This window comes from Formosa sp. Hel1_31_208 (assembly GCF_900104785.1).
Taxonomy (GTDB): domain Bacteria; phylum Bacteroidota; class Bacteroidia; order Flavobacteriales; family Flavobacteriaceae; genus Psychroserpens.
On the sequence record NZ_LT629733.1, the window covers coordinates 929,031 to 945,870 of the forward strand.

Annotated in this window: 14 protein-coding genes and 1 tRNA gene; 14 read left to right on the top strand and 1 reads right to left on the bottom strand. The window is 34.4% G+C overall.

The window, feature by feature from the left end; genetic code table 11:
- The first annotated feature begins 125 nt into the window (after positions 1-125).
- The 10 genes from dnaE to BLT57_RS04075 all read left to right on the top strand — a co-directional run bounded on the left by dnaE (position 126) and on the right by BLT57_RS04075 (position 11,751).
- Positions 126-4,511 (top strand): DNA polymerase III subunit alpha, encoded by a 4,386-nt coding sequence (dnaE, locus tag BLT57_RS04035; RefSeq protein ID WP_091422638.1) that lies wholly within the window; start codon positions 126-128, stop codon positions 4,509-4,511.
- Positions 4,512-4,528: 17 nt separating this feature from the next.
- On the top strand, positions 4,529-4,822 hold the full coding sequence (locus tag BLT57_RS04040; RefSeq protein WP_091422641.1) for a hypothetical protein: 294 nt from the start codon (positions 4,529-4,531) through the stop codon (positions 4,820-4,822).
- A gap of 163 nt (positions 4,823-4,985) precedes the next feature.
- Positions 4,986-5,303: a thioredoxin gene (trxA, locus tag BLT57_RS04045; RefSeq protein ID WP_091422643.1), complete on the top strand. Its 318-nt coding sequence runs from the start codon at positions 4,986-4,988 to the stop codon at positions 5,301-5,303.
- 90 nt (positions 5,304-5,393) lie between these two features.
- Positions 5,394-5,936, top strand: a complete 543-nt coding sequence (locus BLT57_RS04050; RefSeq protein WP_091422647.1) for a ClpP family protease — start codon at positions 5,394-5,396, stop codon at positions 5,934-5,936.
- A 1-nt stretch (position 5,937) separates the two neighbouring features.
- Positions 5,938-6,867, top strand: coding sequence for a DUF58 domain-containing protein (locus tag BLT57_RS04055; protein ID WP_091422651.1), 930 nt, complete (start codon positions 5,938-5,940; stop codon positions 6,865-6,867).
- A gap of 78 nt (positions 6,868-6,945) precedes the next feature.
- Positions 6,946-7,019, top strand: a tRNA-Asp gene (locus tag BLT57_RS04060).
- A gap of 226 nt (positions 7,020-7,245) precedes the next feature.
- A complete protein-coding gene (locus BLT57_RS04065; protein ID WP_091422653.1) occupies positions 7,246-8,205 on the top strand; it encodes a hypothetical protein in 960 nt (319 codons plus the stop codon).
- Between the two features lie 571 nt (positions 8,206-8,776).
- Positions 8,777-8,947: a hypothetical protein gene (locus BLT57_RS14030; protein ID WP_157717114.1), complete on the top strand. Its 171-nt coding sequence runs from the start codon at positions 8,777-8,779 to the stop codon at positions 8,945-8,947.
- A gap of 111 nt (positions 8,948-9,058) precedes the next feature.
- Positions 9,059-11,077 carry a tetratricopeptide repeat-containing sensor histidine kinase gene (locus BLT57_RS04070; RefSeq protein ID WP_091422656.1) on the top strand — a complete coding sequence of 673 codons (2,019 nt, stop codon included), beginning with the start codon at positions 9,059-9,061 and terminating at the stop codon, positions 11,075-11,077.
- Positions 11,078-11,082: 5 nt separating this feature from the next.
- Entirely contained in the window at positions 11,083-11,751 is a 669-nt protein-coding gene (locus BLT57_RS04075) for a response regulator (RefSeq protein WP_091422659.1), read from the top strand.
- A 247-nt stretch (positions 11,752-11,998) separates the two neighbouring features.
- On the opposite strand, the gene BLT57_RS04080 is transcribed toward BLT57_RS04075, so the two are convergent.
- On the bottom strand, positions 11,999-12,496 hold the full coding sequence (locus BLT57_RS04080; RefSeq protein WP_091422663.1) for a DUF456 domain-containing protein: 498 nt from the start codon (positions 12,494-12,496) through the stop codon (positions 11,999-12,001).
- A 121-nt stretch (positions 12,497-12,617) separates the two neighbouring features.
- Between BLT57_RS04080 and BLT57_RS04085 the strand changes: the two genes are divergently transcribed.
- From BLT57_RS04085 to BLT57_RS04100, 4 genes are read left to right on the top strand one after another with little or no spacing between them, the layout of a single operon-like run.
- Positions 12,618-13,538, top strand: a complete 921-nt coding sequence (locus BLT57_RS04085) for a DUF4350 domain-containing protein (RefSeq protein WP_157717115.1) — start codon at positions 12,618-12,620, stop codon at positions 13,536-13,538.
- 22 nt (positions 13,539-13,560) lie between these two features.
- Positions 13,561-13,923: a BlaI/MecI/CopY family transcriptional regulator gene (locus tag BLT57_RS04090; RefSeq protein ID WP_091426656.1), complete on the top strand. Its 363-nt coding sequence runs from the start codon at positions 13,561-13,563 to the stop codon at positions 13,921-13,923.
- Between the two features lie 2 nt (positions 13,924-13,925).
- A complete protein-coding gene (locus BLT57_RS04095) occupies positions 13,926-15,695 on the top strand; it encodes a M56 family metallopeptidase (RefSeq protein WP_157717116.1) in 1,770 nt (589 codons plus the stop codon).
- Positions 15,695-16,831 (top strand): tetratricopeptide repeat protein, encoded by a 1,137-nt coding sequence (locus BLT57_RS04100; RefSeq protein ID WP_091422667.1) that lies wholly within the window; start codon positions 15,695-15,697, stop codon positions 16,829-16,831. Before BLT57_RS04095 ends, BLT57_RS04100 begins: the two co-directional genes overlap by 1 nt.
- The last annotated feature ends 9 nt before the right edge of the window (positions 16,832-16,840 follow it).

Below are 16,840 nucleotides of genomic sequence, written 5' to 3' on the forward strand. Positions count from 1 at the left end.
TGCTTTTTTTGTTTAAAACTGTTCATAACTTCCCTTTAAAAAAGACCAGTTTATTTGTAATTTTATGGACTTGCTTCTAGAATTATTTCTTCAGAAGTTTACATAATAAAAGGACACAAAATTACATGTATTTAATCTTTGATACCGAAACGACTGGACTGCCAAAACGATGGGATGCTCCAATAACCGATACCGATAATTGGCCAAGATGTATTCAAATCGCTTGGCAATTGCATGATGAAATGGGAAACTGTATCGATCATCAGGATTATTTGGTTCAGCCTGACGGATTTAATATCCCTTTTGATGCTGAAAAAATACACGGTATTTCAACAGAGTTAGCCCAAGAACAAGGGATTCCACTTCAAGAAGTCTTAGAAAAATTTAACGATGCGCTTTCGAAAACTAAATTTGTTGTTGGTCAAAATGTAAAATTTGACCTTAATATCATGGGTGCTGAGTTTGTGCGAGAAGATGTGGCTAATCAACTTCAAGTACTTCCCGTTTTAGATACCTGCACCGAGCATACAGCTGCACTATGTCAAATTCCAGGTGGTCGCTATGGAAAGTTTAAACTCCCTACTTTAACAGAATTGCATCAATTTTTATTCGATAAACCATTTGATGAAGCGCATAATGCAACAGCTGATGTAGAAGCAACTACACGCTGTTTTTTAGAACTTATCCGACGCGGAGAATATACCAAAGAAGCGTTAGATGTTCAGCCAGATTATTTTCAGAGCTATAATGAGGCGAATCCAAAACCAATTCAGCTTATTGGGTTAAAACATATCAACCTTAAAAAAGCGAGTGCAAAAATCAATGAACGACTGCAAAAGGTGCAAAGTGACGCGATTTCCGAAGCAGAAATTAAACAGAACATTTCTGGTTTAGCCGATGTTGATTACGTGCATTTACATAACCATTCGCAATTTTCAGTACTGCAATCTACAATTAGTATTTCAGATCTAGTTGCTGTAGCCGCGGAGCATCATATGCCAGCAGTGGCATTGACTGATCATGCTAATATGATGGGAGCTTTTCATTTTGTTAAAGCAGTTAATAATCACAATAAATCTGTTAAAGCTAAAAATGCCGAAGCTGAGGAGCTAGGAGAACTGCCAACAGCAAAAGAAATCAAGCCAATCATTGGTTGTGAGTTTTTCGTTTGTGAGGATCACAAAGATAAAACCCGAAAAGATAACGGTTATCAAATTGTATTGATTGCTAAAAATAAAAATGGCTATCACAACCTAGCTAAGTTGTCATCGCATGCGTTTGTAAACGGGTTTTACTACTTGCCAAGAATCGATAAAAAACTTATCCAACAATATAAAGAAGATTTGATTTGCTTGACTGGAAATTTGTACGGAGAAGTGCCAAGTAAAGTCTTAAATGTTGGTGAAAATCAAGCCGAGGAAGCTTTGATGTGGTGGAAACAGGAATTTGGTGATGATATGTATGTGGAGCTGATGCGTCATAATCAGGAAGATGAGAATCGCGTGAATCCTGTGCTAATTAAATTGGCTCAAAAGCATGACGTAAAACTTATAGCATCCAATAACACCTATTACTGTAAACAAGAAGATGCCAATGCACATGATATTTTGTTGTGTGTGAAAGATGGTGAAAAACAAGCGACGCCAATTGGTCGAGGTCGAGGTTACCGCTACGGATTGCCTAATCAAGAATACTATTTTAAGTCTTCAGAAGAAATGAAGGCTTTGTTCAGAGATATTCCTGAGGCTATTATTAATATTCAAGAAGTTGTTGATAAGGTAGACGCCTTTCAATTGGCGCGTGATGTCTTATTACCAGCTTTTGATATCCCAGAAAAATTTAAAGACGAAGCCGATATATCTGATGGAGGAAAACGTGGAGAGAATGCGTATTTACGGCATCTCACGTACGAAGGAGCCAAAAAGCGTTACGAAGAACTTACCGATGAGATTAGAGAACGCCTCGATTTTGAATTGAGCGTTATTGAAAACACAGGGTATCCTGGTTACTTTTTAATTGTAGAAGATTTTATTCGTGAAGCGCGAAATATGGACGTTTCAGTTGGTCCTGGTCGTGGTTCGGCAGCAGGATCTGTAGTAGCCTATTGTCTTTGGATAACAAATATAGACCCTTTAAAGTACGACTTGCTTTTTGAGCGTTTCTTAAATCCGGATCGTATTAGTATGCCAGATATTGATATCGATTTTGATGATGAAGGTCGAAGTCGTGTTATGGATTATGTGATTCAAAAATATGGATCTAATCAAGTAGCACAGATTATTACTTACGGAACCATGGCTGCGAAATCATCAATTCGAGATACAGCAAGAGTATTGGATTTGCCCTTGTTTGATGCTGATCGCATAGCGAAATTGATTCCGACCATGTCCAAATTAGGTAAGATTTTTGGTCTTGATGAAAAAGAATTGGGTAAGAAATTTAGAGCTGAAGATTTAGAAAAAGTCAATCAGTTACTAAATATTGCCGATGGGGATGATCTAGAAGCTGAAACTGTAAACCTAGCAAGGACCTTAGAAGGTTCAGTTCGTAATACAGGAATACATGCCTGTGGTGTGATTATTACGCCCGATGATATTACTAAGTTCGTTCCTGTGGCAACAGCCAAAGATTCCGATTTATATGTCACACAGTTTGATAACTCTGTCGTTGAGGATGCTGGTTTGCTGAAAATGGATTTCTTAGGGTTAAAAACCTTGACTTTAATTAAAGATACAGTCAAAATCGTTAAAGCCAAACATGATATATTGCTCGACCCAGATAGTTTTCCATTAGATGATGAAAAAACATATCAACTGTTTCAAAAAGGAGAAACGGTAGGAGTATTCCAATATGAATCACCTGGAATGCAAAAACACCTTAAGGATTTAAAACCGACCGTGTTTGAAGATTTGATTGCTATGAATGCGCTTTATCGCCCTGGTCCAATGGAGTACATTCCAAGTTTTGTTCGTCGTAAGCATGGTGACGAAGAGATTTCTTACGATTTACCAGCAATGGAGGAATATCTGAAAGAAACGTATGGAATTACTGTCTACCAAGAGCAGGTGATGCTACTCTCGCAAAAATTAGCAGACTTTACCAAAGGTGAAGCCGATGTCCTTCGAAAGGCCATGGGTAAAAAACAAATTGCGGTTCTGGATAAAATGAAACCAAAGTTTATTGCGCAAGCTAGCGCTAAAGGTCATGATGCTAAAGTTTTAGAAAAGGTGTGGAAAGATTGGGAAGCTTTTGCAAGTTATGCCTTTAACAAGTCTCACTCGACTTGTTATGCGTGGATTGCTTACCAAACGGCTTATTTAAAAGCTCACTATCCTGCAGAATATATGGCGGCTGTATTGTCTAATAATATGAATGACATCAAGCAGGTCACCTTTTTTATGGAGGAGTGTAAACGTATGCGATTAGATGTTTTAGGACCAGATGTAAATGAGTCGTATTATAAATTCTCTGTAAACCAAGATTATGCCGTTCGCTTCGGAATGGGGGCTATTAAGGGTGTAGGTCATGGTGCTGTGATGACTATAGTTGAAAATCGCAAGAAAGATGGTCATTACAAATCAATTTTTGATTTAGCAAAGCGTATTGATTTACGTGCTGCGAATAAAAAAGCATTTGAGAATTTAGCTTTGGCTGGAGGGTTTGACGGATTTGGAGAAGCACATCGTGCACAATATTTTCAAGATGAAGGAGATGGCATAACCTTTTTGGAGAAAGCCATTAAGTATGGTGCTAAACATCAGGAGAATGAAAATTCGGCACAAGTAAGTTTATTTGGAGCAACTAGTGATGTTCAAATTGCAGAACCTATAGTGCCACCCTGTGAAGAATGGGGAACTATGGAGAAATTAGCTCAAGAAAAAGAGGTGGTTGGGGTTTATATTTCTGGACATCCATTAGATGATTTTAAAGTAGAAATGAAAACGTTTTGCAATGGCAGTTTGGCCTTGTTTAACGAGTTAGAGAACTATGTCAATCGTGAAATTACGTTTGGAGGTGTTGTTACCGATGTACAACATCGTGTAAGTAAACAAGGTAAAGGCTGGGCATTATTTATGGTTGAAGATTATACAGATAGTTATGAGTTTCGGATATTTGGCGAAGAGTATTTAAAGTACCGTCACTTTTTGGTAAAGAACAGTTTTATCTATGTGAAATCATTTGTTCGAGAAGGTTGGGTAAATCGTGATACAGGAAAAAAGAGTGATCCGAGATTACAATTTAATAGTTTCCAATTATTACATGATGTTATGGGTACTTATGCTAGGAAACTTTCTATTCAACTGAATATAAGTGATCTTAAAGAGCAGCGCATCACGATATTGCAAGATTTGTTTAGAATGCATCAAGGTGAAAAAGCATTGAATTTTGTGATATACGATAATGATGAAAAAATTAAACTCAATATGCCAAGTCGAAAGCAAAAAGTAAAAATTTCGCAAGAGTTACTGAACGAATTAGAGCTGAATGATATCATGTTTAAATTAAATTAGTGCAACATTTTTAAATGATGAGCTACTTTCTTGAAACTAAAAATGATAGATATGAAAGCGACAAAGATCATCAATTGTGTATAGCGTTTGCAGGCTTATTGGCTTCTTTTTTCGGATTGATTAGTGGTGATGCAGTGATGGATCACTTCATGACCCTTATATGTAGTATCTGTTTAATTTATAGCTATTTTGAATTCAATAAGACAATAAACCCAATCATTAAAACTGATTGCGCAAAGGATGGAGCGGCCTGTTTGAGCTCTCCTGCTTCGTGCTTCGTGCTATGTAGGAAGCGAGTAGTGACAGCCTGACTGTTTTGTGCTTTTGAACAAAAGAGATGCGCCAAAACAAGAGTATGCAATCGCTCTATAACCTCATAATGAAAACAAATACTGTCCTTGTAAGGTTTCGCGAAATTTTTGACTAATTTTGTGTATTCAATTAAAATGAAGTTAAACAATAGACAATATAATTATGGCATTAGAAATAACAGATGCAACGTTTGAAGAAACAGTATTAAACAGTGATAAGCCAGTAATGGTTGATTTTTGGGCTGCTTGGTGTGGACCTTGTAGAATGGTAGGACCAATCATTGATGAAATTAGTTCTGAATATGAAGGTAAAGCTGTTGTAGGTAAGGTAGATGTTGATGCAAATCAAGAGTTTGCTGCTAAATATGGCGTACGTAATATTCCAACGGTTTTGGTTTTTAACAAAGGTGAGGTTGTTGGACGTCAAGTAGGTGTAGCCCCTAAAAACGCTTATACTGAAGCTATCGATTCTTTATTATAAGATAAATCCAAAAGAAATGATAAAAGGTTTGCCAGTGTGGTGAACCTTTTTTTATTTTTAGCTAATATTAAGACTTAAGACAAAACATATATGAGTAAGCAACCAAAAGCACAAGACCTAATAGATCAGAAATTACTAGAGGAACGCAAAGTATTTCTTTGGGGGATGGTCGATGATAAATCGGCGAAACACGTGATAGACCGATTACTGTATTTAGATGCCTTAGAGACGAAAGACATTCATTTATATATTAATAGTCCAGGCGGTTATGTTACTTCTGGCTTTGCGATTTACGATTGTATAAAATCCTTGAACAGTGATGTATCTACTATCTGTACAGGATTGGCTGCATCAATGGGATCAATCTTATTATCGGTTGGTGCTAAAGGAAAACGTTTCATACAGCCACATGCGAGAGTAATGATTCACCAGCCAAGTGGTGGAGCACGAGGTCAGGCGAGTGATATTGAAATTACTGCTCAAGAAATTATTAAAACAAAAGAGTTGAGCGCTCAAATATTAGCAGACAATTGCGGACAAGATTATAATAAAGTCATGAAAGACTTTAATCGTGACCATTGGATGGGCGCAGAGGAGTCTGTTGCTTATGGAATTGTTGATAAGATGATTTAAAATGAATTTACAGGCAGAACTCAATAAAGCAGGAGGCTTTAAAAACCTGGAATTACTTGCTAAGCAGGTGGTTGAAGGGTTTATCGCTGGAATGCACAAGAGTCCGTTTCACGGGTTTTCTGCTGAATTCGCCGAACACAAGATCTATAATCAGGGAGAAAGTACACGACATATCGATTGGAAGCTGTTTGCCAAAACAGATAAGTTATACACCAAACGTTATGATGATGAAACCAATTTGCGTTGTCATTTAATTATTGACAATAGTAGTTCAATGCACTATCCTGAAGTTAAAGATTTCAGTATCGGGAATTTAAATAAGATTGGTTTTTCGGCATTAGCTGCTGCTGCACTCATGCACATTTTAAAGAAGCAACGTGATGCTGTAGGTTTAAGTATTTATAGCGATGCATACGATTATTATGCGCCTGAAAAAGGAAGTGAGCGTCATCACCAAATGTTATTGAGTCAATTATCTAAGACGGTTGTATCGAAACAATTAAATAAAAAAACCGAGACTTATACTTATTTGCATCAAATAGCAGAAAACATCCGCAGACGTTCGTTGATATTTTTCTTTACGGATATGTTTCAAACTTCCTCAGATGATGTGAAATTATTTGAAGCCTTAAGACATTTAAAATATAATAAGCATGAAGTGGTTCTATTTCATGTGATGGATAAGGAGAAGGAGCTCAAATTCAATTTTGACAATACACCGAAGCGTTTTATTGACGTAGAGACCAATGAGTACATCAATTTATATCCTGATACCATAAAGGAGGGATATGAGTCTGCTGTGCAAGATTATTTTAAAAGCATACGATTAAAATGTGGACAATATCAAATAAAATATGTAGAAGCCGATATTAATAAACCCTTTGATAAAATACTTACGACCTACATGGTAGAGCGTCAAAAATTTATTTAATGTTTTTGATAAAAAATCTTCTGAAAATATTTGTGGTATTAAAAATCGAATGTATATTTGCCCTCGCAATAAAGCAACGGTCTGGTAGTTCAGTTGGTTAGAATGTCGCCCTGTCACGGCGAAGGTCGCGGGTTCGAGTCCCGTCCAGACCGCTAAAAATTGCAAAACTAAAGCTTCAAGAAATTGGGGCTTTTTTTAAGCAATGACAATAGTTGTGTTGTTCTCAGAGTAATCTGAGATGTAGTTTACCAAAGTAATTTGGTATTCCAATGAAAGGCTTTCCTTTTTTCTGAATAAGAAGATTGGGATGCTTTTTTGTTTTGAGTCTTTAGATACTTTTTCTTACCTTTCTTGTTATAGATTACCAACCAACCAACTATGAAAGATCAAAACAACCCACCTGAATCAAATCTGCCTGTAAAAAAACCAAACCTTTTTCGCGACTGGTGGGAAGAAATGTATCCACATGATTTCATTCAAACTTTTAAAAATTACTTTTTTAATCATAAACAATTTTTTGATGAAGTATTCAATGAACAATGGGACAATAAAGTAAAACCCATGGCTTTTTTATTTACTGCTATTGGTGTGTCATTAATTATTGGGTCTATTTCACCTTGGGGATTGGACTTTAGTGATGAACCTGCTCCACCAGTTGCCTGGCGTGAAATGCAGAAATCTATGAGTCAGGAAGAACGTGCCGCATTTGTAAATGCTTTTCAATTACAAGATTTTTTTAATTTAGAATATGATTCACCTCAATATTCACAAGCTGTTGATAACAGACTCATGGAGTATTTAAAAAGCGATACACTTGTAACGGCAACAAAACTCAAGGAATATTTCGAATCTAAAAATATGAAAGAGTTAGCTTTAAGGGCACATTATGTCGTATTAAAACAACAAGTTGAACATGATAAGTTTCTGAAAAAAAGTGAAATTGGAGAAATAGAGCAAGTGGTTTATTTAAACCTTTTCGTATTGTGGTGCATGTTTTATTGGCTCATTGCACATCGGCTTTTTAAGAGGGCCAAACGAACATCAAGGGAAACAGTGTTTGTTTTTATGTACGGTTTGGGCATGCTGATATTTGTTGTTTACGTTCCGTTAATAGCTATTTTGGGAGCTTTAGATGATAATGTTCTCGCAATTGGATTTCTTCTTGTACTACTATTATTAATATTTGTGTTATATCGCATAATTACGATCTTTAAACATACCCACAACACTGGATTTTTTAACTTGATGCTGGTGTATGTCAAAACATTTCTTGTCGCTGGTTTACTCGGGGTGTTGTTATTTGCTGGAGCGTACTTTTTAATGGAATCTCTATTATAGATAGTTCTTTTCCATTTTATTATGGAATTATATTTTGGCTCATATAATATAGGGCGTGCTACAAAAGCCCTATGACAATTCAAGAGAGGCCTTGATAAGATGAATAGGAAAAGCGTCTTCTTAGGTTCTCCTATGCCATGATGAAATACTGTTTTTTAAGATCGGGATACTCGTTTCTAGATAGTAAGGCTGTTATTATAATAGCATTTAGGGCGTTTGTCATACTGAACTTTATTATCCTTTAAGAGGAGTTATTAACAGTTAATGAACAATTAAATCAATAAATAATGCATTTCAACGATAAAATATTACATTTTATCGTTTAAATTTTTGTTTCTCTCTATTTTAGTCCTATGTTTGTAGTCCTTCTTAAGCCCCAAAATCACTTATCAAGGTAAATTTAATAATCCATTCATGTTTAGATGTCCTTAGGCATTTAGATTCCCTCAATTTTTAAGGCATTTAGTGTCTTATAGTTAATAATCCATTCTTCCCTCGAATTGGCATTTTTGATGCTGTTTTATCATTAACATAACGAAATTGAAATTTATAATCCCTAAAAACCAAAAACATGAAGACCCTGAAAATTACTTTACTACTTGTGGCTGTATTATTATTAACCGTATCTGGACAGAGCAGTGATTCTGTTGTGGATACTGATCAGCCTACCTACGAAACTCAAAAAAGCTACGATTTATTAGCACATGCTAAGAAAAAAGCAAAATTACAACCGCAAGGTTAATCTGTAAGAGATAAAATAAAAACTAAGCCCTTATTTCTATAAGGGCTTTTTTGTTTACGTTTTAATGAAATTTATTCTAACTTTGATTGAGTAACAATAAACGTATACATCTTGATTAAATGCTTCTTACCCTTATTGGTATTTTTTACCTTACAGGTCTCTTCTCAAAGTAAAAATGATAGGATTGAAGAAGTTATCTCATTACGACTAAAATCAAAAGACCAAAAGATCAAACTTGAAGATCGCATAAAATATGCGGTTCAATCTGTTGATTTAGCCAAACAAATTAAAATTGATTCATCACTCATATTAAGCAACAGGCAATTGTCGCTTTTATACTATGAGGCTGAGGCATATGACAAGTATCTTCGATTAAACAAGGAAAATATTGAAATCGCTCAAAAATTAAATGACTCCACATCTATTGCGATTTCAAATGATAATATCGCTATATATTTTCATTATAATCAAGTCAACGATAGTGCCTATTTCTATTATTCAAAAGCACTTAAGTTTTATGATGATAAAAAATTATCAAGGAAAGCAACTATCTTATTAAATATTGCTGATTTACAGGATACAGAAAAAGATTATTATGGGAGTGAAGAAAATGCGATTAATGCTCTAAAAATATTTGAGAACCTACCTGAAACAGAAGATAACTTAGATAATTTATGGATATTAAATAATCTCTTAGGAATTGTTTCACTCAAATTAGGTCATTATGATAAATCACTAGAGTATCATGACAAAGCAGAAAGGGTAAGTCGGAATATGCGAAATGGTTTTTATAATAAAATTTACTCTACCAATAATAAGGCATTCGTTTACAGAAAAAAAGAGAATTATTCTAAAGCTATAGAGTTATATTCAAGTTTGATACAAATTAGAGATCAATACGATGACTATGATCCTGCATTTTATCCACTAGTTATTGATAATATGGCTTATACAAAACTAGTTTCAGGATCAAAGAATTTTGATGAAATGGAACGCTTGTTTAAAGAGGCGTATAAAATAAGTGATACCTTAAATGATGCAACAACGAAACTTCAAATTAGTATAGATCTTTCTAAATTTTATCTTAATCGAAAACAACAAGATTCCTCCCTAAAATATGCTAATATGGCTTATAGAATAGCCAAGGAAACCTCTTCAAATGAAATTTTATTGGATGCATTAAAAGTACTATCAAAATTAAAAGAAGGGGAAGATGGAAAATCTTATTTGAACGAATATATTAGAGTTCAAGATAGTTTACTTACTGTAGAGCGAAGCAAAAGAGATAAATTTGCTAGGATAGAATTTGAAACCGATAAAGTTGAACAAGCCAACGAGCGCATGTCTGAACAGCTTATTTGGTTATTAGCGATTTCTGGAGGTTTATTAGTAACCTTATTTTTACTTTATATAATTATTACACAGCGCGCAAAAAACAAAGAATTAAAGTTCGAGAAAGAGCAACAACAAGCAAATGAAGAGATTTATAACCTAATGTTATCCCAACAAGATAAGGTTGATGAAGCTAGAGCAGGAGAGAAAAAACGAATTTCAGAAGAACTTCATGATGGCGTTCTAGGCAGACTCTTTGGAACAAGACTTAGCCTTGATAGTTTAAACTTTTCCGAAGGTAAAGAAGCAATTAGTAATAGAGCAACCTATATCAAAGAACTCATGACCATCGAAAATGATATTCGTAAAATTTCACACGACTTAAACACTGACTTTGTTTCAGGGTCTGGATTTATGGATATCGTTTCAGAACTTATTGAGAAGCAAACACAAGCCTATCAACTAAAATCAACCTTTAATTATACCGATGATATCAACTGGGAAATGGTACATAATAAAACGAAGATTAACATTTACAGGATCATACAAGAATCCCTTCAAAATATCTACAAACATGCAAATGCTAATGGTGTAAAAATTAGTATTCAACTAAAAAATAATGTAATTTGCTTATCCATTGTTGATGATGGTGATGGATTTGACGTCAATAAAAGTAAAAAAGGAATAGGTATCAAAAACATCAATTCGAGAGTTAATGAGGTTCATGGGAAGGCCGAATTTAACTCTATAATTAATAAAGGGACAGAAGTAAGTATTACCATACCATACAAAAATTAGACGACATGCAACATATTCATATTTTAATGGTTGATGATCACCCAATCATTATTGAAGGGTATCAAAACACATTGATGGCTACAAAGAAGGAAGATCAAACTTTAGTTATCGATACAGCGAATACTTGTGATGCTGCAAATTTATTAATGCAAAAAGCAGCAAAAGAGCGACCATATGACGTATGCTTTTTTGATATTAGCTTGCCGGCGTCATCGGATGGTAAAATTACATCTGGCGAAGATTTAGCTAAAATATCGCGAACGCTTATGCCAAATGCAAAGGTTATTATTTTAACCATGTTTAATGAATCTTATCGCATTCACAGTATTGTTAAAGAAATCAATCCTGATGGGTTTCTTATTAAAAGTGATTTAACCTCAAGTGAATTAGCAGAAGCCTTTCACCATATCTTAATTGATCCTCCTTATTACAGTAGTACAGTAAGTAATTTCTTAAATAAAACGGTGGTTAATGAAATTTATGTCGATGAAATTAATCGTAAAATATTACATCTCTTATCACAAGGGATAAAAACAAGAAGTCTTATTGAGTATATTGACCTTTCCATGAGTGCGATAGAAAAACGAAAAAAACAATTAAAGATTCTTTTTTCAATAAATGATGGTAAAGACGAATCGTTGATTATTGAGGCTAGAAAAAAAGGATTTCTTTAAAAAAACTGTTAAATATCTATATTTACACATCAAGGCTTCCTATGGGAAGCCTTGTCAACACTACAAACTACGGTTTTTCCACATCAAGTTTACGGTTTTTCCGTAGTAAAAAGTTATTATCTAAACCTATATTTGACAAGTCAACAAAATTAATTAATCCCTCTAAGTAATTTGTTGAATTAATAGCAAAGAAAAGAACCTAATACTGCTCAACAGGTATTAGGTTTTTTCTTTTATATAACTCATGTTAAAATATCACTGCTTTATATTCAATAAATTTTACAATAAATAAGCCTAAAAACATCATCGCCACCATAAATTTAATGAAGGTGGATGCGATAAACCCAAGAAACGATCCAAAGGCTGCCTTTAATGCTTTATCAAATTCAGTTTTATTTAGAAGTTCTCCAATTAAGGCGCCAAAGAATGGGCCAATGATAATACCACCAGGTATAGGTGACAGTAAGCCAACAATCAGTCCTACTGAAGTTCCAATCATACCTGCTTTGGTGCCTCCAAATCGCTTGGTGCCCATGGCTGGAATAATATAGTCTAATATCCAAATTCCAAACGCAAAAATGAAGGTAATAATTAAAAAGGTCCAATTCATGGGAACCACATCAGCTAAGTGAAAAGTAAGTAATCCTACCCAACTGGTTAAAGGTCCTGGTAAGATTGGAAGGAAGCTGCCTATGATTCCTAAAATCATAAAGAAGGTAGCTAAAATGACTAAAAATATGTCCATTAAAATGATTTAAAATTCTACTTAGTAGACGTGAAAAAGTTAAAATTGTTACATTTTTAAACTAAATATTTAGTTTAAACTAAGTTTTTAGTTATATTTGAAATATCAAAATAGGCAGTTTATGTTTTCAAAGATGACCAAAAGCTTAGTGATTTACAGTTTTATATGCTGTTCGTATTTTGGTATGTCGCAACAAGTAGCTGATTCGTCTTTAGTTCTAGAAATTGAAAACCCCTATCATAAAAAAGACAAAGGACCTACACTATATATTGACGAAGCACATCATAATTTCCATACCAAAGAGGGACGGTTTAAACCATTTAGTACCTTTTTAGAAAACGATGGTTATGTTGTAAAGTCCATGTCAAACTATGATAATTTAAAACCTACAGAGGTTTTAGTGATTTCTAATGCTATTCATTCTAAAAATATAGGAAATTGGCAACAACCCATTTATAGTGCTTTTAATGAACAAGAAATAAACAGGTTAACGGAATGGGTAAAAAATGGTGGACGATTATTAATCATCGCAGACCATATGCCGTTTTCTGGTGCTGCGAATGAATTGGCTAATGCTTTCGGATTTGATTTCTGTGACGGATTTGCACAATTATCAAAACCCAGAAATCAACCAGATATATTTTCCGAAGATAATGACCGCCTCATCTCATCTCCACTTACCGATGGAACTTATGGAAAAGCTATAAAAAGTGTGACCACATTTACGGGCTCCTCGTTTCAAATTCCGTCTTCCGCAACAGGAATTCTAAAATTTAAAAAAGGAGACGAATGCGCACAGCCAGAAATCGCCTGGCAATTTGATGACGATACGAAAGCCAAAGATTTAGAAGGACACTATCAAGGTGCTATTATGAATTTTAGCAAAGGTAAATTGGCCGTTTTTGGTGAAGCTGCTCAATTTACTGCACAGACTATTACCAATGAAAATGGCACATTTCGATTTGGATTTCATTCTGAAGATGCGCCAAACAATATGGAATTCCTAAGAAACCTAATGCTTTGGCTTAGTGCTAAAGACTAATAAAAACAATAAAAGTGACCAAATGAAACAATTAACAAAAGCCGAAGAAGAAATCATGCACATCCTTTGGCAATTAGAACGTGCTAATGTAAAAGATATTATTGAACAGCTTCCACAGCCTAAACCGGCTTATAATACCGTGTCTACCATAGTACGTATTTTAGAGAATAAAGGGTTTGTGGACTACGAAAAACAGGGTAAAGGGCATATTTATTTTCCGTTGGTTAAAAAACAAGAGTACAGCAATCAGTCGATTACGAACTTAGTTGACAATTATTTTCAAGGATCTTTTAAAAGCATGGTGTCCTTTTTTGTTAAGAAGAATGATGTTGATTTAAAAGATATGGAAGCCATTTTAAAAGATATTAATAATAAAAAACAATAGGCATGCTACATTATATTTTACAAGTCGTTGCGTTTCAAATATTGTTTTTAATTATCTATGATGCTTTTCTTAGGAAAGAAACGTTTTTCAATTTAAATCGCATCTATTTGTTAGGCACAGCAATACTTTCAATAGTGATTCCATTTATAAAAATTGAGCGCATAAAAGAGGTGGTTGCTAAAGATTTTAACATTCGTATACCCGAAGTGATTATAGGTAATCCTTTAGAAAGTATAGGTACAATTGATCCGCAAATTGCTATGCAAGCAGGCATAAATCTAGAACCTGAACCATCATCTATTTGGATGATTATTGTAATATCGGGAATGTGTATCGCGACCCTTATTTTACTCATTAAAATCACAAAACTATTCTGGTTAGCTCATCAACATCCTAAGCAATGGCTAGGAAATTTATTAATAATCAAATTGATAAATAGTACTAAAGCCTTTTCATTTTTTCACTATATCTTTTTAGGGGAAAAATTAAATGGTCAAGAAAAGTCGACCATTTTAGAACATGAAATTATTCATGTGAAACAAAAACACACTTTAGACTTACTATTTTTTGAAGTTTTGCGCGTTGTGTTTTGGTTCAATCCGCTTGTTTATATGTATCAATATAGAATGGCAACCTTACATGAATACGTCGCAGATGCTAAAGCGTTAGAGCATTCCAATAAAGCAGCGTATTACGACAATTTGTTAGCTCAGGTTTTTGAGACCGAACAGTTTTCATTTGTCAACCCATTTTTCAAACAATCATTAATCAAAAAACGAATTCTTATGTTAAGCAAATCAAAATCACGTCCTTTAAATCTTTCTAAATACTTATTAATTCTTCCATTAATTTCAGGGATGCTTGTCTATTCATCATGCTCGGTATTTAAAAACAAACAAGATGTCACGGTTGCAAGAACAGAAGTTAAAGAAGTCAAACAAGTAGAAAGTGGTGAAATTCCATTTGCAACAGTCGAAGAAGCACCAACATTCACAATTTGTGAATCCTTAAAAACAAATGAGGAGCGTAAACAATGTATGAGTGAAAACATCTCAAAGCATGTTGCTAAAAACTTCAATACGGATTTAGCAAGTGAATTAGGATTAGTTGGGAGACAACGCATCAATGTGATGTTTAAGATCGATAAAGACGGTGTTGTAACTGGAGCTAAAGCAAGAGCACCACATCCCAAATTAGAAGAGGAAGCCGTAAGAGTTATTAATACCTTACCACAATTTATTCCAGGTAAACACAAAGGTGTGTCAGTAATGGTTCCTTATAGTTTACCAATTGTCTTTCAGGTACAAGGGAAAGTTAGTGATGATAAACCAGCTGATAGTGCAGATAATAATCGCATACAAAAAATTAAAGAACAATCTAAAAATATAGATGAAGTGCCTTTTTCCGCTTTGGATAAAGCGCCAAGTATAGATGCGTGTAAGGGACTAACTTCAGAGAAGGAATCAAAAACGTGTTTTAGTATGTTTATTTCTAAATATGTGAATGAAAAATTCAATGTCAATTTGGCATCAAAGCTAGGCTTAGTAGGACGGCAACGTCTTAATGTAATATTTAAAGTTGATAAAGACGGTAAAGTGACTGGTGCAAGAGCAAGAGGGCCACATCCTGAATTAGAAGTTGAAGCGCTCCGTGTTATTAATAGCTTACCACAATTTACTCCTGGACAAATGAACGGCAAAGCTGTAACAGTTAATTACTCCTTACCGATATTATTTCAAATTGAACCAGCTAATAAAGACAAGAAGAATTAATGAGAATATTCCCAGTCCTACTATTTCTGATAATAATATTTAAAACCGAAGCACAGTCTTCGGTTTTAAATCGTGCAGACAGTTTATATATTAATGGTAATTATAGCAAAGCGATTGAGGCTTATAAAGCCTATGATGATCAAACTGAAGTCAATGATAGAATTGCCAAAGCGTATGTCGCCATAGGAAATTACGACGCTGCATTGCAGTATTATAAAATGAGTTTAGAAGCAAATCCTAGGAACGGATTGGTGCTTTATGAGTACGCCAAACTACTATCAAAAACTAAAAAATTCGAAGCGTCTATTGAGGCCTTCAATAATTTAATGAATATCGATTATCGCAATCCTAATTACCACTACGAAATGGGATTGGCCATAGAACGAATGGATGATTCTACGGCTATAAATCGATACCGATCGGCTTACGATTTAGATCCAACGCATCAAAAGGCGATTTTTAAAATCGCAAAGCACTATCTGCAGAAACGAAACCATTCTTATGCCGAAAAGTATATAGATAAAGGACTAGAGAGTTACGAAAATAATGTTGAGCTTATTAGTTTAAAAGCACAGAGTTATTATCTGCAAGATTATTACACCAAAGCACGAGATTGGTTTCAAAAGTTAATTGATTTGGGTGAGTCTTCAGAATTCATTCATGAGAAACTGAGTTTGTGTCATGGACAAAACTCCGACTATGAATTAGCAATAGAACAGCGAAAAAGAGCTTTAAAGTATAACCCTTATAATGCCAATGTGATTTTTGTGATTGGAACCTATTATAAACGACTTCAGAATTATACAGAAGCCGAAAAATACATTCGACAAGCATTGGCCATGAAAGATGTGCCTTTAGATTATGAGTATCAAGAACTAGGTGTTGTATTAAACTGGCAAAACAAACATAAAGAAGCCATTGAAGTCTTTGAAAAATCGCAAAAGGAAAACCCTCAAAACATCCAAACCGCTTTTTTTATCATCACAACTAAGGATAAATATTATGCAGATATAGATACAAAAATTAAGCTCTATGAGGACTTCAAGGAAAAACACAAAGAAAGCTTCTATTCTAAGTTTGCTGCACGACGAATCTCAGAGCTTAAAGAAGAGAAATTTTTAAAGGCTCAAGACTAATGCCTTCTG